Consider the following 22,528-nt stretch of genomic DNA (forward strand, 5'->3'; position numbering starts at 1 on the left):
TTTAATGAAAAAGCATATTGAAAGTTTCTTTTGAATTTCAGTCCATCACGCTGCGTGTGCGCAGGTCGCACTTGTCGAGATCTGAAATCGCCTTGGCCTCGAGTTGAGCAGCGGCGCGGCGCAGGGCGGTGCGCAGGCCTTCTTCCAGAACCGGGTGATAGATCGGCATGTTGAGCATCTTCTGCACCGTCAGCCCGTTGTTGATGGCCAGCGCGAGCAGATGCGCGAGATGTTCACCGGCGGGGGCGCACATCTCGGCGCCGAGCAGCTTGCCGCTTGAGCGCTCGGCATAGAGGCGCAGCAGGCCCGCATTCTGCTGAGCAACGCGGGCGCGGCCCTGTTTGCTGAAATCGATGTGACCGATCACGATGTCCTGATCCACCAGCGCCTTGAACGATTTGCCGACGATGGCCGCATTCGGCTGGCAGAAACCGATGGCAAGCAGCGTGCGGCGGCGGAAGTCCTGCGGCGTATCGGCCATGGCGTTCATGCCGGCGATGTGGCCTTCGTCCACGGCCTCGTGCAGCAGCGCGCGCGACGGATCGAGGTCGCCCGCGATGAAGACTGGCAGCGCGCCGACCTGCCGGGTGTTCGGATCCATCTTGGGAAGACCGCGATCATCGAGCGGCACACCCAGCGTGGCTAGGCCCAGACCTTCGACATTGGGCACGCGGCCCGTGGCTACCAGTACCTGATCGACCACGATGCGCTTGTCACCGCTGACCACTTCAACCCCGTCGCCGTGGGCGTTCAGCGTTGCGCTGTCACCCACATGGATCGCGAATTCCTGCTCCAGCAGCGACCACAGCGTGTTCAGCACGTCCGGATCGCTCAAACCCGCAGCGGACTTCTTCGTGGCGAAGGCCGTGACCTCGATGCCCAGCCGCGCCAGCGCTTGGGCCATCTCAAGCCCGATCGGACCCAGTCCCAGCACGGCGATGCGCCGTCCGAGCGTGGTCTGTTCAAACAGCGTGTCGGTGGTCAGCACGCGGTTGCCGAGCGACCTCCAGGCGTCGTCAAACCGTGGGCGCGTGCCGGTGGCGACGATGATGGAGCGGGCGTTCCACTCCTTGCCGTTTACGCGCACCCTGGTTGGGCCCAGCAGCTCGGCCCTGCCGTTGATCTGGTGATCGCCTGCGTCGGAATCCTTGATGGTGCCTGAGACGAACACGTCCCGCAGCTCGCGCACGCGTTCGAGAACGGCAGGCAGGTCCACGCTCAACTGCGCGGCGCCGCGAATGCCGAAGGTATCGAAGCTCGTGCGTTCATGGAATGCATTGGCCGCTTCGATCAACAGCTTGGAGGGCATGCAGCCCACGCGGGCACAGGTCGTACCCCAGGGGCCGTCGTTAACGATGCGGTAGTTGTCGGTGTGCTTGCGCACCTCGCGCAGTGCGGCAAGTCCGGCAGAACCTGCGCCGATGATGATGGTGTCGAGGGTCTCGCTCATGGTGTTCGTGGTTCAGGAAGCTTCGGGGTTGTTTTGTAGTGTCGGCGAGTCATCGTGCGGAACTTGTAGGCGAATGGCCCACGGCGCTCAGCGTCGGGCTTGCCCGCCATCGTCGAGCCAGCCGACGCGGCCCTGCGTCAGGTCGTTGAGCCGCTGCACGAAACCCGCCGCCGCGCCTTGCACCAGCTTGAATCGTGCCACGACCTGGGCTTGGTGGGACACCTCGAGCAATTGCGCGCCTGCGGCATCGACCTCGCGTCGCAACAACCCTTCATGCGAGTAGGGCAGCGTACATTCAAGCTCGACCCATACCTGACGCTCGATCTTCTCGGCATGAAGCAATGCCTGAGCAACGCTGTCGGTGTAGGCGCGCACCAGCCCGCCCGCGCCGAGCTTCACGCCGCCGAAGTAGCGCACGACCGTGGCAAGCACGCCTTCCAGATCCTGGTGCCGAAGCACGTCCAGCATCGGGCGCCCGGCCGTGCCGCCCGGCTCGCCATCGTCCACCGCTGCGGATTGGCCGCCCGCCAGCAGCGCCCAGCACACGTGCGCCGCGCCCGGGTGTTGCACGCGCAGGCTGTCCACGACGGCTTGCGCACTGGCTCGATCCGTCATCGGCTGAACGCAGCCGATGAAGCGGCTCTTCTTGATGATGAGTTCGCTGTGAACACTGGACTTGAGGCTGTAGGGCATTTCGCTTGCGAGCTTACCCGAGCATTTGCGGCGAACTGTCTTGGAGTCGGGACTGGTTGAAACTTGAGTCAAGTCAAGGCGCCAGCCCAATGCCCGACCTAGCATCGACGCTTTATTGACAACCAAGAGTGCAAACATGAAGAAATACTGGAAATGGATCGCCGTAGCCTGTGTCTCTGCCGCCGCAGTGCCTGCGTTCGCCGCCGACAACTGCAGCGTTGAAATCGAAAGCAACGACGCCATGCAGTTCAACCAGAAGGCCATGACCGTGCCCGCAAGCTGCAAGCAGTTCACCGTCAAGCTCAAGCACGTGGGCAAGATGCCCAAGACGGCCATGGGCCATAACTGGGTGCTCGCCAAGACCGCCGACATGCAGGGCGTTTCCACCGACGGCATCGCCGCTGGTGCCGACAAGGACTACCTGAAGCCCTCGGACGCCCGCGTGATTGCGCACACCCGGCTGATCGGCGGCGGTGAATCCGATTCGGTCACGTTCGCAGTGAACAAGCTCAAGGCCGGTGACGACTACAGCTTTTTCTGCTCATTCCCAGGCCACTCGGGCCTCATGAAGGGTGCCCTTACGCTGGCCAAATAATCCGGCCCAACTTGATCGTGCATTGCGGTGGCCGGTGGCCAGCCGCGATGCCGCCCACAGACGGCGTGGCCTGACGGTTACGCCGTCTTACTTTTTTGGCTGGCATTTCAGTGGTTTTGCTGTCAACGGGTTGGCGCGACGGGGCATTGTCTATTCAGGGAGCCTGCTGGCAAATGTTTGAAACTGACATCGTCAGGCCAAAGATTTGCGATGCGGTTTCGCCATTCCAAGGAGTTTCCCCCTATCCGCTCATCTACACCCTGAGAGTACACCCTGAGAGAAGTTGCCATGTCGCCAAGCTATATCACTGTTCCCACCGACTATGTCGTGCCCAAGGGTGCCTCCGGCTTGTGGCTGGCCAGCGATTTCCAGCCGGTGGCAATGCCTCAGCCCATCAGGCACCGGTGCAGTTGCGCAATGGGCAGTTGCTGCGCTCCGCCTACATCGAGCCGCCAGCCGATCTGGATCAGATCGTGCGTTCGCTTGGCGAGTGGTGATCGGCGGCGGAGTTTCAAGAACGTCAAAACGGGGCCGTCAACACTCGGCCCGAATCGGATCGACGCTCATTTGAGCCCACTTTGGATGAGGGCTCCATCGGCCACACAAGCGTAACAGGCAGCCAAAGCCTACAATGCTCGGCCCCCACGGACCCTGCAAATGAACGCTCCCATCGATGTTTCCTTCTTTCACCGAGCAGCCAAACCGCTGACCAGCTACCGACCGTACTGGGCCAAGCGTTTCGGTCCTGCTCCGTTTCTGCCGATGTCTCGCGCGGAAATGGATCAGCTCGGCTGGGATTCGTGTGACGTCATTCTGGTGACTGGCGACGCCTACGTGGATCACCCGAGCTTCGGCATGGCGGTGATCGGGCGCGTGCTGGAGGCGCAGGGCTTTCGCGTGGGCATCATCGCTCAGCCCGACTGGCAAAGTGCCGAGGCGTTCAAGAAGCTCGGCAAACCGAATCTGTTCTGGGGCGTGACGGCGGGCAACATGGATTCGATGATCAACCGCTACACGGCTGATCGCAAGATTCGCAGCGACGACGCCTATACGCCCGGCGACGTGGGCGGCAAACGCCCGGACCGCGCCGCCATCGTCTACAGCCAGCGCTGCCGGGAGGCATACAAGGACGTGCCGATCGTGCTGGGCGGCATCGAGGGCAGCCTGCGCCGCATTGCCCACTACGATTATTGGAGCGACAAGGTACGCCGCTCCATCGTCGTGGACAGCAAGTGCGACATCCTTCTCTACGGAAATGCCGAGCGCGCGCTGGTCGAGGTCGCCCACCGCATTGCCGCGCGTGAGCCGGTCGAGCAGATCACCGACGTGCGCGGCACCGCGTTCTTTCGCCGTGAGTCGGAAGAGGGCTGGTTCGAGCTTGATTCCACCGAGGTCGATGAGCCCGGTGCCGTCGAAGCGCACATCAACCCCTATCTCACCACCAGCGAACAGGCCGAGGCACAAGGCCAGGTCTGCACGAAGGAAGATGGCGCAGAGTCTGCGGCACCGCGATCCACCGAGCAGACGATCCAGTTCATGCCCAACCCGGCTCTGCGCGCGCGGGGCAAAAAAAGCCAGTTGCCCCCGCGTGATCGCACCGTGCTGCGGCTGCCCAGTTATGAGCAGGTCAAGGCCGACCCGATCCTGTACGCCCATGCGAACCGCGTGCTGCATCTGGAAACCAATCCCGGCAACGCGCGGGCGCTGGTTCAGGCGCACGGCGAGGGCGCGACCGCGCGCGACGTCTGGCTCACACCGCCGCCGATTCCGCTGACCACCGCCGAAATGGACTGGGTCTTTGGCCTGCCCTATGCGCGCGGCCCGCATCCCGCCTATGCCGACGAAACCGGCGGCCACGATGGCGCGACCAAAATTCCGGCCTGGGAGATGATTCGCACCTCGGTCAACATCATGCGCGGCTGCTTCGGCGGCTGTACCTTCTGCTCGATCACCGAGCACGAAGGCCGCATCATTCAGAGCCGTTCCGAAGACTCGATCATTCAGGAAATCGAGGAAATCCGCGACAAGGTCAAGGGCTTCACCGGCACGATCTCCGATCTGGGCGGCCCCACGGCCAACATGTACCGTCTTGGCTGCAAAAGCCCCGAGATCGAAGCCGCCTGCCGCAAGCCAAGCTGCGTATTCCCCGGCATCTGCCAGAACCTGCACACCAATCACGATCCACTCATCAAGATCTATCGCCGCGCCCGCAAGCTGCATGGCATCAAGAAGATCCTGATCGGCTCGGGCCTGCGCTACGACCTTGCGGTGAAGTCACCCGAATACGTGAAGGAGCTGGTGCAGCACCACGTTGGCGGCTATCTCAAGATCGCGCCCGAGCACACCGAGGCCGGGCCGCTCAACAAGATGATGAAGCCGGGCATCGGTAGCTATGACCGCTTCAAGCAGTTGTTCGAGAAGTTCAGCGAAGAGGCGGGCAAAAAACAGTACCTGATTCCGTACTTCATCGCCGCACACCCGGCACGAGCGACGAGGACATGATGAACCTCGCCATCTGGCTCAAGAAGAATGGCTTTCGCGCCGATCAGGTGCAGACCTTTTATCCGAGCCCAATGGCCTCTGCGACCGCGATGTACCACACGGGCCGCAACACGCTCACCAAGGTGCGCCGCGAAATGCGCGATGTGAACGAGGAATCGGTCGACATCGTGCGCGGCGAAAAACGCCGCCGTCTGCACAAGGCGTTTCTGCGCTACCACGACCCCAACAACTGGCCAATGCTGCGCGAGGCCCTGAAAGCCATGGGCCGCGCCGACCTGATTGGCAACGGCAAGCAGCATCTGATCCCCACCTTCCAGCCGCTGGTCGATGGTGGTTACCAAAGCGCGCGCAAAAAGAATTCAACCCAAGGTACCGGCGTGGCTTCGCGTTCCCTTGTGTCCCAACAGGCAAAAGCCCACGCCATGGACAAGGCCGGCAAGCCCGTGAAGGCGCGCAAGGAAAAGGAAGTGGACGTGCGCTTTGCCAAACCCGGCCAGCCCGCACCGGGCCGCTTGCTGACCCAACACACAGGCCTGCCACCGCGCGCCGGTGTAGGTGGCAAGAAGCCGAGCGGACCGCGCAAGCCGCGCTGACGGGGCGCTTTGACCGTGTGCCAGTCTTGGCTGGTTTTTACCCGTTTCTAGAATACCGGCGAACGCTGTAGAGGTGGTGCAGTGGGGCGGCGGCGATGTGCTCAAGAGACTCGGTATTGCTGGCCTGCAAAACCCGCACAGCACCGAGACGGGCCCCACTTGGCGGTTGAGGCCGGTACAGGCGTACTTCAGCTTTCTGTCTTGGCGAGCGATGCCGTCGCCTTTCCAAAGGTGTCGCTCCCACAACGCGCGCCAGATATCCGCCCGCAGTCGGCAGTTCTGCATCTGTTCGGTGCTCACGACATTGCCGCTGACACCTATCAGCTCCCGCTGGCCCGGATGCAATGAAGTTTGTTGGGTGTGAATAAGTTTCCTTCGCCGTACCCAATCTTCCTGCACTGATAAATAGAAAATCCGCTGATCGCCCAGCAAAGCAATAGCGACAAGTAGAAAAAATAGCTTCGGAATTTCGTTGCTACCAATTGTTGTATATCAATGTGCAAGGGAGGTGCGCGTCAAACAATCGATGAGATGTGTAGCAGAGAAACGATATTATTTTCTGCCAGTAAATGCTATTTCATCGAAGTATCGTAAAAATAAAAAAACCAAAAAATTTTATTGGAAAGTTGCAGTCTTTTTATCTGCCATTTTCTCTGCTAACTCGATTTGAAGTCAAGGTATATCCCCTTGTTGACGGAACAGCATCAATTGAAGCGCCAACAAGAAAGAGAAAGAGCGCTTCGTCAATCGATAGAAAAGTTCCCAGATGTACTTGATCCCAGCGAGACCACATTGACTATAGACGTGCCAGAAAATGAAATTCCTTGCTTCAACATTCACCGTCTGGATTTAAAAGGCGAAAATCTGCAGTTGGTGAGCAGGCTTGCATCTGCGGGTCTCCAAGATTTTATTAGTTGTCGACTCTGGTATGGAGGGAATTGCAATATTCGTCCTAAAATACTTTCGTTAAAACAGAATTTTTGGGGAAATATGAATTACTTGAATATCCCATAGATACTGATTTTGCGTCTGTTGGTGTTTTGCCCAAAGATCTTCGAAATATATTTTTGAGACTGGTAAAATGAAAATACTCAGAAATCGTCTTTTTTTAATCTGTAATACGTTTCTTGTCTTATCGCTTACGGGGTGTTTGACGATATGGGAAGGTGATCCGCGCTGGGAAATACCGATAACATCCAAGGAATGCGATTCTTTCACGGGTAAGTATTACGCTTATGACGACGGAAATGACGCTATTCTTACCGGTAAAATTATTGACAGGCCCAATATCCAAGCCGACAATAAATACTCACAATTGATTAAATTTCGTCAAGAATCTCGCGCATGGTATAGCGATGAAAATGAACCGCAACGGATCAAGGCTTACAAAAAATATATCGTATATCTTGAAAAAAAAGGTTCGATTTTAAGTGTGCTTCTGCTCAATCATGATGCGCAGCCAGATATTCTCGTACGTATTCAATTAGATCATCCAAATGTGGGATGTGATCGTAATGGAAACTTAATTATGCGTTCCATACTTTTATTTAATAGCGGAGATTTTCGTCCGGGAAGCGCATTCGCAACAGAATTATCCTTGGGTCGATTACCCAATGGTCAATTGCAATTAATCGAACTTGAGCGCATGTGGCACAGAACGATGAACAAGACACCTGATGAAGTCAGGAAGAAAATATATTTATTTAATCCTACGTTGTAGCTTCGAAGATCGCTTTTCACACCCTGTATTTGATAAATACTTGTTAGGGTCTTGATAGGGTCATATGGTAGAGTGATTATATGAACTCATGGTATTGGTACAAAAAATAAAAATATCAAACCCGTACAGAGTGGTAAATTGAAAAACAGCATCAATGTCCCACTGGCAGCGCCTTTTGCTCTTTTCAATATGTTACCTCCTGACTTGAGAAATACTCTCCTGAGAGTGATCATATGAAAAATATTCGAATTTTGCGTAGTGCAGTAATAATTCCTAGCGCTGCAATGCTAGCAGCGTGCGGAAGTATAGTCGCGGGAGACCCCAAGTGGGAGGTGCCAATAATTTCGCAAAACTGCAAACCAATAGACGGTGTGTATTTCACATTTGAAAAGGAGCAACGTGCTTTTTTAAATGTCCTTATTACTGACAAGAGCACAAAAAAAGATAATAGATTTACAAGTGAAATATATGATAAAAGCAATCTTGTAAATCCCTTGAATATCCATTTTATAAATCCACAATAATAAAAAAAGGTGAATTTTTAGAAGTGCGGCAGTTAGATTCTCATGGAAGATTTCATTCAACTATCACTATACAGCTTCATCACCCAAATGTTGGGTGTAACGTAAATGGTGAATTGACAATGCGTTCACTCTCCTTGCATTACGGAGCGGAATTTACGGCTGGGACTGCGATTGCTAATGAAACTATATTGCGAAAATTGGATGATGGTCGCCTTCAAATAACAAGCTTACGCAAAGGGTGGGTAAGTGATATGAACGGATTGCCAGTCTGGCGTGCGAAAAGGGAATATTTTTTCGACGCGGTTAAAAATTAAATAATTAATGAACTCTCACGACTTTTATGTACGTCGAAATGACGCAGGTCATATGGTCATATATGTTCTGAAATACCCTCAATAGAAAAGAATGTTTGAAAATCTCTGAACTATTCGAATGTTCTCATACTCGTTATATTTGCAATTGCTGGTTCTTGTATGCAGATCTTCTGAATATCTTACTAAGAAAAGGAAAATGAAGATATACAGCTATGGCTTCATCTTAATCTTTAACCTGCTTATTATCTTGTCGATTAGTGGATGTTCTGCGATTTGGGAGGGCGATCCGCGTTGGGAAAATATAATAATTTCCAAAGAATGTAATTCTTTCAACGGAAAGTATTATGCGTACGATGAATCAAAGCACGCGATTCTCACTGGCCAAATCATTGATCGGCCTAATACTCAAGCCGATGGTAAATATTCGGAACTAATTAAGTTTCGCGAAGATTCTCGCGCATGGTATAGCGACGAAAATGAGCAACGGCGGATCGAAGCGTACAAAAAATATATCGTATATCTTGAGAAGAAGGGTTCGATTTTAAATGCATATCTATTTAATCACGATGAACAGCCTGACCTCCTCCTGCGTATTAAATTAGATCATACCAATGTGGGGTGTGATCGCCATGGCAATCTGATAATGAGATCAGTCCGCCTTCGTCAAGGAGGAGAGTTTACAATAGGAAGTGCATACGCAACTGAAACATCGTTGAGCATACGACCGGATGAATCGTTGCAGGTTATAAAGCTTGAACGTATATGGTTTGGTACAATGGAAAAAGTGCCCGACAAATCTAAGAAAGATATATATTTATTCAATCCTGTAAAATAATAACGGACGAGAACCTTTTAGTGCTGTGCGGGCGGCACTTCTATTCATCATATTTGTTTTTCTTACAATTGTGAGGGAAAGATTGCCAGCCTATAAGCGTTGCGGTAGTTTGAGCTTGGATGAACTGACTTTGCAAGTGACGCAGCCTTCAAAATATATTACTGGGAGTAGTGAAATTAAAATCCTCAGACCTCATCTATTTTTAATCTGTAATGCGCTTCTTGTCTTACCGCTTACGGGATGTTTGACGATAGTTGAAGGTGATCCGCGCTGGGAAATACCGATAATATCCAAGGAGTGCGATTCCTTCACGGGTAAGTATTACGCTTATGACGAAGCACATGACGCTATTCTTACAGGTGAAATTATTGACAGGCCCAATATTCAAGCTGACAATAAATACTCGCAATTGATTAAGTTTCGTGAGGAAACCCGCGCATGGTATAGCGATGAAAATGAGCCGCAACGGACCAGGGCTTACAGAAAATATATCGTATATCTTGAAAAAAATGGTTCAATTTTAAATGCGCGTTTGTTTAATCATGACACGCAGCCAAACATTCTTGTGCGTATTCAATTGGACCATCCCAATGTGGGATGTGATCGCAACGGAAATTTGGTTATGCGTTCCATCCATTTGTTTAATAGTGGAGACTTTCGCACAGGAAGTGCATTCGCAAAGGAGATATCCTTGAGGCGAATGCCCAATGGTCAATTGCAATTGATGGAGCTTAAGCGCATGTAGGATGGAACGATGAACAAAGCACCTGACGAAGTTGAGAAGAAGATGTATTTTTTCAATCCGGCATTATAGTATTCAAGAGCGCTCCCCTGGTTATATTGATTATCTTAGCAATTGCGATTTGGTATTTTGGCAATTGACATAGGAATATTCACTATCGCCTGAGATGCGTCAGTCCCCACACTTCTTTTGAACGTTGCGTTCACAAGCGTTTCGCTCACGGCATTTTCCGGTCCGGCGCAAGTTCGACCCAGCCGGTCACGTACAGGTAGGCAGAAACGTAAATATGATCGGCCACCACATGGACTGTTAACGCAATGTGTGATCATCCAAATCATTCGGCATATGTGATTCGTGTGGGCGATGTATCGATACATCTCTTGGGAAAGCATGGATACAGGTGATTATCGGGATCTCACGATTATCTTAGTGCTTCCCACCTGGTATGGAGAGGGTGGAAATATTCATCCTAAAGTGCCTCCGATAATACAGGAATTCGGGGTTTATAAATTATTGAAATATTCCTCATGACACCTTCATTTGCGGTGGTCAGTGCTTTGCCCTCGGACCTTTGAAATATCTTGCTGAGATTGGTGGAATGAAAATACTAAATATTACTTTGCTTTTAATTTGTGAAGTACTTCTTATCCTATCGCTTACGGGATGTTTGACGATATGGGAAGGTGATCCGCGTTGGGAAATTCCAATAATTTCTAAGGAATGTGATTCTTTCAGTGGAAAGTATTATGCTTATGACGAAGAAAATCACGCCATTCTGACGGGTAAAATTGGTGACAGGCCCAACATTAAAGTCGATGATAAATATTCGCAATTAATTGAGTATCACGAGTATTCTCGAGAGTACTCTCTCAAATGGTATAGCGAAGCGAACAAGCCACAACGGATCAAGGTGTATAGGCAATATATCGTGAGTGTTGAAAAAAATGGTTCGATTATAAATGTAAGTCTATTTAACGAAAGCTCACAGCCAGACATTCTGGTACGTATTAAATTGGATCATCCAAATGTGGGATGTGATCGTAACGGAAATTTGGTTATGCGTTCCATCCTCTTATTTAATAGTGGAGATTTTCGTCCAGGAAGCGCGTTCGCAAAAGAATTATCCTTGAGCCGATTGCCTAATGGCCAATTGCAATTAATGGAGCTTGAGCGCATATGGTATGGAACAATGAACAAAGCACCTGACGAAGTCAGGAAGAAAATATATTTATTCAATCCTGCGTAGCTTCGAACAGCGATTTTCACACCCTGTATTTGATAACTACTTGTTAGGGTCTTGATAGGGTCATATGGTAGTGTGATTATATGAACTTATGGTATTGGTACCAAAAGATGGAAATATCAAACCAGTGCCCAACATATTACCTCCTGACTCGAGAAATACTCTCCTGAGAGTGATCAAATGAAGAATATTCGAATTTTTCGTAATGCAGTAATACAATAATAAAGAAGGGTGAGTTTTTGGAAGTGCGGCAGCTAGATTCTCATTGAAGATATCATTCAACTATCACTATACATATTCATCACCCAAATGTTGGGTGTAACGTAAATGGTGAATTGACAATGCGTTCACCTTCCTTGCATAACGGAGCGGATTTTACGGCTGGGACTGCGATTACCAATGAAATTATATTGCGAAAATTAGATGATGGTCGCCTTCAAATAACAAGTTTACTCGAAGGGTGGGTAAGTCATATGAATGGATTGCCATTCTGGCGTATGAGAAGGAAATATTTTTTGACGCGGTTAAATTCATGGACTCTCGCGACTTTTAGGTAGCGAAGAATCTCGTGCATGCCATAGCGAAAAACACAGTGAAAACGGATCAAAAATTACAGGCTTGAAATGTATTGTTGAGGTTCATAAAATGAAAATACTCAGCCCTCGTTTGTTTTTCATCTGTAACATGCTTTTTGTCTTGTCCGTCCCCGGATGTTTGACGATTTGGGAGGGCGACCCACGCTGGGAAATCCCAATAGTATCCAAAGACTGCGATTTTTTCTATGGAAATTACTACGCTTACGATGAATTGCACGGCGTCTTATTTACTGGTCAAATTAATGATAGACCTAGTATTGAAGTGGATGATAAATATTCGCATCTAATAATACTTCGTGAAGACTATCTCACGTGGTTTCGCGAAGCGAACAAGCTGCAAAGGATTGCGGCATACAAGCAATATGTCGTTCATCTTGAGAAAAATGATTCGATTTTAAATGTGCTTTTGTATGATCATGCCGCGAGACCGATAATCAATGTGCTTATTAAACTTGACCATCCAAATGTAGGATGTGATCGTAACGGAAACTTGGTTATGCGTTCCATCCTCTTATTTAATAGTGGAGATTTTCGTCCAGGAAGCGCGTTCGCAACGGAAATATCCTTGGGTCGACTGTCAAATGGTCAATTGCAATTAATGGAGCTTGAGCGTATATGGTATAGAACGATGAACAAAGCACCTGACGAAGTCAGGAGAAAAATATATTTATTCAATCCTGCGTCATAGCTTTGAAGAGCTGTTTTTACACCCTGTATTTGACTACTACTTGTCAGGATCCTGATAGGGTCCTATGGTGGCGTGATTATCTGGATATCAAAATTACTCTTCATGCAATTATCCATCTTTTGACATTACCCATGCATGCTTAGACTGCGAAAGCGATGGAAATTTAACACTGCACTTATTTTTGGGTTTACGGGGTGTAAATTTATGGAAGCCTGAATAAATCTCCGGGGAAATTGTCTTGTAATATTTATACCCCCGCAATATCAACCGCCGATATTCGTTGCAGACTTCGCGTAGCGCAAACCGTCCGAAAACCTGATCGTAGTTTTCGCGTGCTAACGGCCATTCACAATAAATTAATGCTACCTCATACCCCATTCCGGCATCCAGACATATACGGCCAGCAGCGCCGTATTGGCGATGACCGTTGCCCAGTACGTCACGCGAAACTCGTGCTTGGATGATTTGTGCCGCAGCGTCTGCTGCGCAAACCATGCCGCGGGCCAGCCGCAGGCGAGCGACAACAGATGCAGGGCGCGTTCGCTTACGCGCCAGGTTCCCTTTTCGGCTGCGCGCTTGTCGGATGCGTAGACAAAATAGGTAGCCAGGTTGATTGCAACGGCGGCAGCCAGCAATCCGGGTGGCAGGCGTTCAAGCCATATGCCTACGATCCACGTGGCAATCCAGGCCAGCATGAGCAGGGTGATCAGTGAGCGGCCCGTTGCGGTGGTTGTGTTTCTGGCTCTGCGCGATGATGAGGATGGGGAGGATGTGCCAGGGCGTTTTTTCTGGTCACGCGTTCGCACGGGTTCTGGTTTACGCATGGGGATTCACAGACCTTATAAAACAAAACCTATCTTTGAGATCGATGGCGATGCCCGCAAAAAAGCCGCCTCGGGTGAGGCGGCCTTCTTCGCGTTGGCGGTCAGGAGCGGGTCAGACGACCGCAGCAATCGCCTTGCAAACGTATTCGATGTTCTTGCTGTTCAGCGCGGCTACGCACATGCGGCCGGTATCGGTGCCGTAGACGCCGAATTCGGAGCGCAGGCGCATCATTTGGTCCTTGGACAGGCCCGAATACGAGAACATGCCGATCTGGGTGGTGATGAAGCTCATGTCTTCCTTTACACCAGCGGCCTTGAGGCCATCCACCAGTTTCTGGCGCATGGCCTTGATGCGCACGCGCATTTCGCCGAGTTCTTCTTCCCATTGCGCGCGCAACGCCGCGTCGTTCAGCACGGCGGACACCACGGCACCGCCGTGGGTGGGTGGGTTGGAGTAGTTGGTGCGGATCACGATCTTCAGTTGCGACAGCACGCGTGCGGCTTCGTCCTTGTCGGAGGCGACCACCGACAGCGCGCCCACGCGCTCGCCGTACAGGCTGAAGCTCTTGGAGAACGAAGTCGAGACGAAAATGTTCAGACCGGCAGCGACGAACTTGCCAATCACCGCGCCGTCTTCCTTCAGGCCCTGGCCAAAACCCTGATAGGCCATGTCGAGGAACGCCACCAGATCCCTGGACTTGACGGCCTCAATGACCTTGGCCCACTGCTCGGCGGTGATGTCGTAGCCCGTGGGGTTGTGACAGCAGGCGTGCAACACGACGATGGTGCCCGGCGCTGCGGCGTTCAGGTCGGCGAGCATGCCGTCGAAGTTGACCTTGCGGTTGGCGGCGTCGTAGTACTTGTAGGTGCCGACTTCAAAACCCGCATTCGTGAAGATGGCCTTGTGGTTTTCCCAGCTCGGATCGGAGATCAGGACCTTGGCGTCCGGGTTGAGCTTCTTGAGGAAGTCGGCGCCGATCTTCAGGCCGCCGGTGCCGCCGACGGCCTGCACGGTGGCGACGCGGCCCGAGGTGACGACTTCGGAGTCCGCGCCGAACACCAGCGTCTTGACGGCGCTGTCGTAGCTGGCGATGCCGTCGATGGGCAGGTAGCCACGCGCGGTGGGCTTGTCCATCATGGCTTTTTCAGCCGCCTGCACACACTTGAGCAGTGGGAGCTTGCCGTTATCGTCGAAGTACACGCCCACGCCGAGATTCACCTTGTTGGGGTTGGTGTCGGCGTTGAATTGATCGTTCAGACCCAGGATCGGATCGCGCGGGGCCATCTCGACGGCGGTGAAGAGAGACATGAAAAGTCCTTGAAGGGTGGAAATCTGGCGAGCTGCCCCCAACTACGAAGCCTCTGAATGAATCGGATCGACGCTTCACTGGCGCGGAGTCGCGCTGGCGGCCTGTCGATCCATTCTTGCAGAGGATCCCCAATAAACTAGGCGGTCGTGCCCAGAAAGGATTGAGGGTGACAAACACCTCACAATCAACCTTCCGAACCAATTGCCTTGAGGGACAACCCTCGATTTTAACGGCGCAAGTCATCGTTGCGTTTACAAAAACATGCATGAAGTCACCACCGAAGTAACCGAAGGCGAGTTCGTCTCGTTTCCGGGATCGCCTTTTCAGCTCTTCCAGCCGTACCCGCCGGCTGGCGATCAGCCCGGGGCGATTGCCAAGCTGGTCGAGGGCGTGAACGATGGCGAATCGTTCCAGACCTTGCTGGGCGTGACCGGTTCCGGCAAGACCTTCACCATGGCCAACGTGATTGCGCGCCTTGGGCGTCCCGCTATCGTGTTCGCGCCCAACAAGACGCTGGCGGCGCAGCTCTACAGTGAATTCCGCGAGTTCTTTCCCAAGAATGCGGTTGAGTATTTCGTGAGCTATTACGACTATTACCAGCCCGAAGCCTATGTGCCGCAGCGCGACCTGTTCATCGAGAAGGACAGCGCGATCAACGAGCATATCGAGCAGATGCGCCTGTCGTGCACCAAGAGCCTGCTGGAGCGCCGCGATGTGGTGATCGTGGCGACGGTATCGGCCATCTACGGTATCGGCGAGCCGTCGAGCTACCACCGCATGGTGATGACGCTGCGCGCGGGCGACAAGCTGAGCCAGCGCGACGCGATTGCCCAGTTGATCCGCATGCAGTACCAGCGCAACGAGCAGGACTTCAGCCGCGGCAAGTTCCGCGTGCGCGGCGACACGATCGACGTGTTTCCGGCGGAACACTCGGAGCTTGCGATCCGCATCGAACTGTTTGACGACGAGGTCGACAGCCTGCAACTCTTTGATCCGCTCACCGGACGTGTGATGCAGAAGATTCCGCGCTTCACGGTCTACCCGAGCAGCCATTACGTAACGCCGCGCGACAAGGTGCTGGCCGCCGTCGAAACGATCAAGGAAGAATTGGACGAGCGACTCAAATTCTTCGTCAAGGAAGGCAAGCTGGTTGAAGCTCAGCGCCTCGAGCAGCGCACGCGCTTTGATCTGGAGATGTTGAGCGAAATAGGGCACTGCAAGGGCATCGAGAACTACACGCGCCACCTGTCGGGCTCCATGCCTGGCGATCCGCCGAGCACGCTCACCGACTATCTGTCCAAGGACGCGCTGATGTTTCTCGACGAGAGCCATCAGATGATCGGCCAGCTCAACGCCATGTACAACGGCGACCGCGCGCGCAAGACGACCCTCGTGGAATACGGCTTTCGCCTGCCTTCGGCGCTCGACAACCGGCCACTCAAGTTCGAGGAGTTCGAGCAGCGCATGCGCCAGGCCGTATTCGTCTCGGCCACGCCAGCCGACTATGAAAAGCAGCATGCGGGCCAGGTGGTCGAGCAGCTTGTGCGCCCGACCGGCCTGGTCGATCCGCTCGTCGAAGTGCGTCCCGCCACGCACCAGGTCGACGATGTGCTGCAGGAAATACGCATTCGGGTTGAAAAGCATCAACGCGTACTCATTACCACGCTGACCAAGCGCATGGCCGAGCAGCTCACCGAATATCTTTCCGACAATGGCGTGAAGGTGCGCTACCTGCACTCGGATGTTGACACCGTCGAGCGCGTGGAAATCATCCGTGACCTGCGGCTTGGCGCGTTCGACGTGCTGGTGGGCATCAATCTGCTGCGCGAGGGGCTGGACATTCCCGAGGTCTCTCTGGTCGCGATCCTCGATGCGGACAAGGAAGGCTTTCTGCGCGCCGAACGCAGTTTGATCCAGACCATTGGCCGCGCGGCGCGAAATGCCGAGGGCAAAGCCATCCTGTACGGGGACCGGATCACCGAATCGATGAAAAAAGCCATCGGGGAGACGGAACGTCGGCGCGCAAAACAGATCGCATACAACGAGTCTCACGGAATCACGCCGCGAAGCATTGTCAAGCAGGTGAAAGACCTGATTGATGGTGTCTACAGTGAAAAGGCGGGCCAGGACAAGGAACGCATGCAGCAACAGGCGGCACGCGAGCTGGAACTGGAGGAAATGTCGGAAAAGGACATTGCGCGCGAGATCAAGCGTCTGGAGAAGGCCATGATGGATCACGCGCGCAATCTGGAATTCGAACAAGCCGCGAGGGTGCGCGACCAACTTTCACGACTCAAGGATCGTGTGTTCGGCGCCCATGGCGGCTCGGAGCGTCAGGCCTGACGCGGTGATCGGCGAGATGGTGCCGGGCAGGCAACGATTGAACGGCACTGTTTCGGCGATAGATTTTGTTACCCGACAAAAATAATAGGGATTTGTGATATACTTGGGCTAATTACTCAAGAAAACAACCCCACAAAATTTAGGGCTCTGACGGGCGAACCATAGCGTTTCGCGGCGTCGGAGAGCGGGTGGAGACGGTAGTGCCCGGAGCGCCGACGAGGCCCCGAGGTGTTTCTCAAACGATTCAAGCCTGAACCTACAAGGAGCTTGCGATGCGTCTCACAACCAAAGGCCGTTTTGCGGTCACAGCCATGATTGATCTGGCCCTGCGTCAGAACAATGGCCCCGTCACCCTGGCGGCGATCAGCCAGCGTCAGCAGATTTCCCTGTCGTATCTGGAACAACTCTTCGGCAAGCTGCGTCGTCACGAGCTGGTCGAATCCACGCGCGGCCCGGGCGGCGGTTACACGCTGGCCCGCAAGGCTGGTGACATCACTGTTGCCGACATCATCGTGTCCGTTGATGAACCCATCGATGCCACGCAATGCGGCGGCAAGGAAAACTGCCTCGGCGAAGCCGGTCGCTGCATGACGCACGAACTGTGGGCCTCGCTGAATCAGCGCATGGTGGAGTTCCTCGACTCGGTCACGCTGCAAAAGCTCGTGGACGATCAACTCGCCAAGGGCGTGCAAATCGAAGACAAGCCGGTGGCTCGCCGCGCGATTTCGACGACTCCGGTGGTCAAGCCCATCCGCGTGAATGCACCGAACTCGGTGTTCGCGCTGGGCAACGTTTTCGCCAAGTCCTGATCGGCGCGTGGCTGCGCTTGCCTGCCCACCGGGCGGCAGCGCCGCCGCCTGCATCGGTCATTTATTGAACCCTTTTCTGTCAACTGACATTCGCCAGCCAGATCGCTAAAGCGAGATAGCCATGGACATGACTCCCCATTTCCCCATTTATCTGGATTACGGTGCGACCACCCCTGTGGATCCCCGTGTTGTTGACGCGATGATTCCGTGGTTGCGCGAACACTTCGGCAACGCGGCCTCGCGCAGTCACGCGTGGGGCTGGGAGGCCGAAGAAATCATCGAGAAGTCGCGTGGCTACGTGGCCGACCTCATCGGTGCCGACCCGCGCGAAATCGTCTGGACCAGCGGCGCGACCGAGGCCATCAACCTCGCGCTGAAGGGCGCGGCGCAGTTCTACAAGGGCAAGGGCAAACACCTCATCACGCTGAAGACCGAGCACAAGGCCGTGCTGGACACGATGCGTGAACTCGAGCGCCAGGGCTTTGAGGTCACCTACCTCGACGTGAAGGAAGACGGTCTGCTCGACCTTGAAGCCTTCAAGGCCGCGATCCGTCCCGACACCATCCTCACGAGCGTGCTGTTCGTGAACAACGAGATCGGCGTGATTCAGGACATCCCTGCGATCGGCGCGATCTGCCGTGAGAAGGGCATCATTTTCCACGTCGATGCAGCGCAGGCCACGGGCCGTGTGGACATCGACATGACCAAGCTGCCGGTCGACCTGATGAGCATGACCGCGCACAAGACCTATGGTCCCAAGGGCGTGGGCGCGTTGTATGTGCGTCGCAAGCCGCGCATTCGCCTCGAAGCGCAGATCCATGGCGGTGGCCACGAACGCGGCATGCGTTCGGGAACGCTGCCCACGCACCAGATCGTCGGCATGGGCGAGGCGTTTCGCATCATCAAGCTCGAGATGGATGAATTGAATGCCAAGGCCAAGGTCTTGCAGCAACGTCTGCTCGATGGTCTCAAGGACATCGAACAGGTGTTCATCAACGGCAGCATGGAGCACCGCGTGCCGCAGAATCTGAACATCAGCTTCAACTTCGTCGAAGGCGAATCGCTGATCATGGGCATCAAGGGGCTGGCGGTATCGTCCGGTTCTGCCTGCACTTCGGCAAGCCTTGAGCCCAGCTATGTATTGCGCGCACTGGGTCGCAGCGACGAACTGGCGCACTCCAGCCTGCGCATGACGATCGGTCGCTTCACGACCGAGGAAGAGATCGACTACGCGATCTCCACGATCCGCCACAACGTGGCCAAGCTGCGCGAACTGAGCCCGCTGTGGGAAATGTACAAGGACGGTGTGGACCTGAGCACCATCCAATGGGCGGCGCACTGATTTCAAATTGACCGCTGCACCCGCCAGAGCCGAACGCCTGGCGGCCCACGCAGCCAAAGGAGTACATCATGGCTTATTCAGACAAAGTGATCGATCATTACGAAAACCCGCGCAACGTGGGCTCGTTTGACAAAGGTGACGACACCGTCGGCACCGGTATGGTCGGCGCACCGGCTTGCGGCGACGTGATGAAGCTGCAGATCAAGGTGAATCCCGAAACCGGGGTCATCGAAGACGCGCGTTTCAAGACCTACGGCTGCGGCTCGGCGATTGCGTCGTCTTCGCTCGTGACCGAGTGGGTCAAGGGCAAGACCATCGACGAAGCGGCCGCGCTCAAGAACAGCGTGATCGCCGAAGAACTGGCACTGCCTCCCGTGAAGATTCACTGCTCCATCCTGGCAGAAGACGCCATCAAGGCAGCCGTGAACGACTACAAGGCCAAGCACGGCGAAACCGTTGCCGCCGATTCGACGGCGGCATAAGCAACATGGCAGTGACTTTGACCGAAGCTGCCGCAAGGCACGTCAGCCGTTACCTGTCCCGACGGGGCAAGGGGCTCGGCGTGCGTCTGGGCGTGAAGACCACCGGCTGCTCGGGTCTGGCGTACAAGCTGGAATACGTGGACGATCAGGCTCCCGAGGACATCATCTTCGAGAACCACGGCGTGAAGCTGCTGATCGATCCCAAGAGCCTTGCATACATCGACGGCACCGAGCTTGACTTTGTGCGCGAAGGCCTCAACGAAGGCTTCAAGTTCAACAATCCTAACGAGCGAGACCGTTGCGGCTGCGGCGAAAGCTTCAGAGTCTGAACGGTATGACTCGTCAGCAAAACCGCCAATGCGCTCAGGTGCTGGCGGTTTTTTTCTTCCCATGAATCTGCAATCAGACGATTTTGAATTGTTCGCCGTGCCGCGGCAATTCGCACAGGACCGCGCGCAACTCGACGCGCGCTGGAAAGACCTGCAACGCGAGGCGCATCCCGACCGATTTTCGGCGCAGGGTGCGGCGGCGCAGCGCGTGGCCATGCAATGGTCGGTGCGCATCAACGAGGCTTACCAGCGCCTGAAGGACCCGCTCAAGCGCGCGAGCTATCTGTGCGAGCTGAACGGCGCGGCAATCGCTGCGGAAGACAACACGGCCATGCCACCCGCATTTCTGATGCAGCAGATGGAATGGCGCGAAGCGCTCGACGACGCGCGCGGCGAAACGGCGCTCGACGAACTTGACGACATGGTACAGGCCGCAAGCAGGCAGTCGCTTGCGCGGCTCGCCGCATTGATTGATGAGCAAAAGGACTTTGCCGCTGCCGCGCAGGAAGTCAGAGCCCTCATGTTCATTGCGCGATTTGCGCACGATGTCGATGCCAAACACGAGCAGCTAGCACAATAGGGTTTGTGCCTGGCGCGTGCCCCGCAGATGCGCGGGCCACCAGTGATGCTGCTGCATAGGCGAATACGGGGTTGTTCAACGCCTGCGGCATTCGCTTTCAACCTATTCAGAACAAAGACAGATTTCATGGCGCTCCTGCAGATTTCCGAACCCGGCCAGTCTCCCGACCCGCATCAGCGAAGAATCGCGGTGGGCATCGATCTAGGCACCACGCATTCGCTGGTGGCCGCCGTGCGCCATGGAGTTGCCGAGTGCCTGCCCGACGAACAGGGCAGGGTGCTGCTGCCGTCCGTGGTGCGCTACATGCAGGGCGGTGGCCGTCAGATCGGCCACGAGGCAGTCGCCTCGCGTTTGCAGGATCCCGTCAACACCATTGCATCGGTGAAGCGCTTCATGGGTCGTGGCCTGAATGACATCGCCGACCGCGCCGCGCTGCCCTACGACCTGCTTGCTGCCGATGGCAGCGATCAGGAGCAGCGGCAGGGCATGGTCGCGATTCAAACGGCGGGTGGCGTGAAGTCGCCCGTCGAAGTGAGCGCGGAAATTCTCGCGACGCTGCGGTTTCGCGCCGAAGACAGCTTCAACGACGATATCTACGGCGCGGTCATCACCGTGCCGGCGTACTTCGACGATGCACAGCGCCAGGCCACGAAGGACGCGGCGAGGCTTGCGGGCTGAATCTGCTGCGCCTGATCAACGAGCCCACGGCCGCCGCGATTGCCTACGGTCTCGACAATTCGTCCGAAGGACTGTACGCGGTCTATGACCTGGGCGGCGGTACCTTCGACATCTCGGTTTTGCGACTCACGCAGGGCGTGTTCGAAGTCATCGCCACGGGCGGCGACTCCGCGCTCGGCGGCGATGACTACGACGCCGCGCTGGCCGACTGGCTGCTTGCGCGCGAGGGTTTGCAGGCACAGACGCCCGCGGAAAAAACTGCGGTGCGCATGGCCGCGCGCACTGCCAAGGAGGCGCTGACCGATGCGCCCACCGCACAGTTCGCGGCCATGTTGGCCGGCACGGCGCTCGAAGTGACCGTGACGCGCGCAGACTTCGATGCGGCGACCGCGGAACTCACCAGGCGCACGCTGACGGCGGTGCGCCGCACCCTGCGCGATGCACAGCTCTCGCGCGATGACGTGCAGGGCGTCGTCATGGTCGGCGGCTCCACGCGCATGCCGCAGGTGCGCGCGGCGGTAGCCGATTTTTTCGGCAGCGAACCGCTGATCAATCTGAATCCCGATGAGGTCGTGGCGCTTGGCGCATCGATTCAGGCCAATCAGCTTGCAGGCAACAACTCGGCCGGCGATCTGCTGCTGCTCGATGTGATCCCGCTGTCGCTCGGCGTCGAGACCATGGGTGGTCTGGTCGAGCGCATCGTTGGTCGCAACGAAACCATTCCGACCGCCAAGGCGCAGGACTTCACCACCTACAAGGATGGGCAGACCGCGATGGCCATCCATGTGGTGCAGGGCGAGCGCGATCTGGTGGCCGACTGCCGCAGCCTTGCGCGGTTTGAACTGCGCGGCATTCCCGCCATGGCCGCAGGTGCCGCGCGCATCCGCGTGACGTTCACCGTCGATGCCGATGGCCTGCTCAGCGTGAGCGCCAGAGAGCAGGGCAGCGGCGTCGAGGCGCACGTCGATGTGAAGCCCTCGTATGGCCTCTCCGATGATCAGATTGCCCGCATGCTCGAAGACGGATTTGCCACCGCGCAGGCCGACATGAAGGCCCGCGCCGTGGTCGAGGCTCGGGTCGATGCCGACCGCTTGCTGCTCGCGACCCAGAGCGCCCTCGATATCGACGGTGACGTGCTGCAGGCCGATGAGCGCGCCCACATCGACGCGCTCATGGAGTCGCTTCGCGAGCTGCTCACCAGGAGCGAAGACGCGGGCGAAATCGAAGCCGCGTCGGAGGCCCTTGCCAAGGGCACGGAAAATTTTGCGGCCCAGCGCATGAACCGCGGCATTCGCCAGGCGCTGGCCGGAAAAAACATCCAGTCGATCTGAGGCAG

General features: G+C 55.2%; 18 protein-coding genes and 2 pseudogenes. 16 read left to right on the forward strand and 4 right to left on the reverse strand.

The features are described from left to right. Window positions 1-37: 37 nt before the first annotated feature. Both H9K75_RS00515 and H9K75_RS00520 read right to left on the reverse strand, forming a co-directional pair. Entirely contained in the window at window positions 38-1,450 is a 1,413-nt protein-coding gene (locus H9K75_RS00515) for a dihydrolipoyl dehydrogenase (protein ID WP_187724362.1), read from the reverse strand. Window positions 1,451-1,537: 87 nt separating this feature from the next. Next, window positions 1,538-2,143 carry an IMPACT family protein gene (locus H9K75_RS00520; RefSeq protein WP_187724363.1) on the reverse strand — a complete coding sequence of 202 codons (606 nt, stop codon included), beginning with the start codon at window positions 2,141-2,143 and terminating at the stop codon, window positions 1,538-1,540. A 136-nt stretch (window positions 2,144-2,279) separates the two neighbouring features. On the opposite strand from H9K75_RS00520, the gene azu reads away from it, so the two are divergent. The 9 genes and pseudogenes from azu (at window position 2,280) to H9K75_RS00565 (ending at window position 12,495) form a co-directional block, all read left to right on the forward strand. Next, window positions 2,280-2,738, forward strand: a complete 459-nt coding sequence (azu, locus tag H9K75_RS00525) for an azurin (RefSeq protein WP_187724364.1) — start codon at window positions 2,280-2,282, stop codon at window positions 2,736-2,738. Window positions 2,739-3,395: 657 nt separating this feature from the next. Continuing rightward, a pseudogene (locus H9K75_RS00530) lies at window positions 3,396-5,833 on the forward strand (YgiQ family radical SAM protein). A 687-nt stretch (window positions 5,834-6,520) separates the two neighbouring features. Then, window positions 6,521-6,847, forward strand: a complete 327-nt coding sequence (locus H9K75_RS00535; RefSeq protein WP_187724365.1) for a hypothetical protein — start codon at window positions 6,521-6,523, stop codon at window positions 6,845-6,847. Window positions 6,848-6,914: 67 nt separating this feature from the next. After that, window positions 6,915-7,553, forward strand: coding sequence for a hypothetical protein (locus H9K75_RS00540; RefSeq protein ID WP_187724366.1), 639 nt, complete (start codon window positions 6,915-6,917; stop codon window positions 7,551-7,553). 233 nt (window positions 7,554-7,786) lie between these two features. Continuing rightward, entirely contained in the window at window positions 7,787-8,077 is a 291-nt protein-coding gene (locus tag H9K75_RS00545) for a hypothetical protein (RefSeq protein WP_187724367.1), read from the forward strand. Window positions 8,078-8,587: 510 nt separating this feature from the next. Beyond that, the gene (locus H9K75_RS00550; RefSeq protein ID WP_187724368.1) at window positions 8,588-9,226 is read left to right on the forward strand and encodes a hypothetical protein; all 639 of its coding nucleotides are present in this window, start codon (window positions 8,588-8,590) and stop codon (window positions 9,224-9,226) included. Window positions 9,227-9,341: 115 nt separating this feature from the next. After that, window positions 9,342-9,971 carry a hypothetical protein gene (locus H9K75_RS00555; protein ID WP_187724369.1) on the forward strand — a complete coding sequence of 210 codons (630 nt, stop codon included), beginning with the start codon at window positions 9,342-9,344 and terminating at the stop codon, window positions 9,969-9,971. Between the two features lie 568 nt (window positions 9,972-10,539). Beyond that, on the forward strand, window positions 10,540-11,214 hold the full coding sequence (locus tag H9K75_RS00560; RefSeq protein WP_187724370.1) for a hypothetical protein: 675 nt from the start codon (window positions 10,540-10,542) through the stop codon (window positions 11,212-11,214). Between the two features lie 642 nt (window positions 11,215-11,856). Beyond that, complete coding sequence (locus H9K75_RS00565) at window positions 11,857-12,495, forward strand: hypothetical protein (RefSeq protein ID WP_187724371.1); 639 nt, start codon at window positions 11,857-11,859, stop codon at window positions 12,493-12,495. A 362-nt stretch (window positions 12,496-12,857) separates the two neighbouring features. Here the strand turns inward: H9K75_RS00565 and H9K75_RS00570 are convergent, their stop codons facing one another. Together H9K75_RS00570 and H9K75_RS00575 are read right to left on the reverse strand one after the other, a co-directional pair. Beyond that, on the reverse strand, window positions 12,858-13,190 hold the full coding sequence (locus H9K75_RS00570; protein ID WP_226858436.1) for a DUF1294 domain-containing protein: 333 nt from the start codon (window positions 13,188-13,190) through the stop codon (window positions 12,858-12,860). 241 nt (window positions 13,191-13,431) lie between these two features. Then, window positions 13,432-14,628: an amino acid aminotransferase gene (locus tag H9K75_RS00575; protein ID WP_187724373.1), complete on the reverse strand. Its 1,197-nt coding sequence runs from the start codon at window positions 14,626-14,628 to the stop codon at window positions 13,432-13,434. A gap of 262 nt (window positions 14,629-14,890) precedes the next feature. Between H9K75_RS00575 and uvrB the strand changes: the two genes are divergently transcribed. From uvrB to hscA, 7 genes and pseudogenes are all read left to right on the forward strand, one after another. Further along, window positions 14,891-16,972, forward strand: a complete 2,082-nt coding sequence (uvrB, locus tag H9K75_RS00580) for an excinuclease ABC subunit UvrB (RefSeq protein ID WP_187724374.1) — start codon at window positions 14,891-14,893, stop codon at window positions 16,970-16,972. A 272-nt stretch (window positions 16,973-17,244) separates the two neighbouring features. Further along, window positions 17,245-17,781: a Fe-S cluster assembly transcriptional regulator IscR gene (gene iscR, locus H9K75_RS00585; protein WP_187600367.1), complete on the forward strand. Its 537-nt coding sequence runs from the start codon at window positions 17,245-17,247 to the stop codon at window positions 17,779-17,781. A gap of 121 nt (window positions 17,782-17,902) precedes the next feature. Next, the gene (locus H9K75_RS00590) at window positions 17,903-19,123 is read left to right on the forward strand and encodes an IscS subfamily cysteine desulfurase (protein WP_187724375.1); all 1,221 of its coding nucleotides are present in this window, start codon (window positions 17,903-17,905) and stop codon (window positions 19,121-19,123) included. A gap of 68 nt (window positions 19,124-19,191) precedes the next feature. Further along, window positions 19,192-19,605, forward strand: coding sequence for a Fe-S cluster assembly scaffold IscU (gene iscU, locus H9K75_RS00595; RefSeq protein WP_187724376.1), 414 nt, complete (start codon window positions 19,192-19,194; stop codon window positions 19,603-19,605). A 5-nt stretch (window positions 19,606-19,610) separates the two neighbouring features. Continuing rightward, window positions 19,611-19,934, forward strand: a complete 324-nt coding sequence (iscA, locus tag H9K75_RS00600; protein WP_166070138.1) for an iron-sulfur cluster assembly protein IscA — start codon at window positions 19,611-19,613, stop codon at window positions 19,932-19,934. A gap of 61 nt (window positions 19,935-19,995) precedes the next feature. After that, complete coding sequence (hscB, locus tag H9K75_RS00605) at window positions 19,996-20,514, forward strand: Fe-S protein assembly co-chaperone HscB (protein WP_187724377.1); 519 nt, start codon at window positions 19,996-19,998, stop codon at window positions 20,512-20,514. A gap of 126 nt (window positions 20,515-20,640) precedes the next feature. Then, a pseudogene (gene hscA, locus H9K75_RS00610) lies at window positions 20,641-22,523 on the forward strand (Fe-S protein assembly chaperone HscA). The last annotated feature ends 5 nt before the right edge of the window (window positions 22,524-22,528 follow it).

Origin of the sequence: Diaphorobacter aerolatus (assembly GCF_014489535.1) — a bacterium.
Taxonomy (GTDB): domain Bacteria; phylum Pseudomonadota; class Gammaproteobacteria; order Burkholderiales; family Burkholderiaceae_C; genus Diaphorobacter_A; species Diaphorobacter_A aerolatus.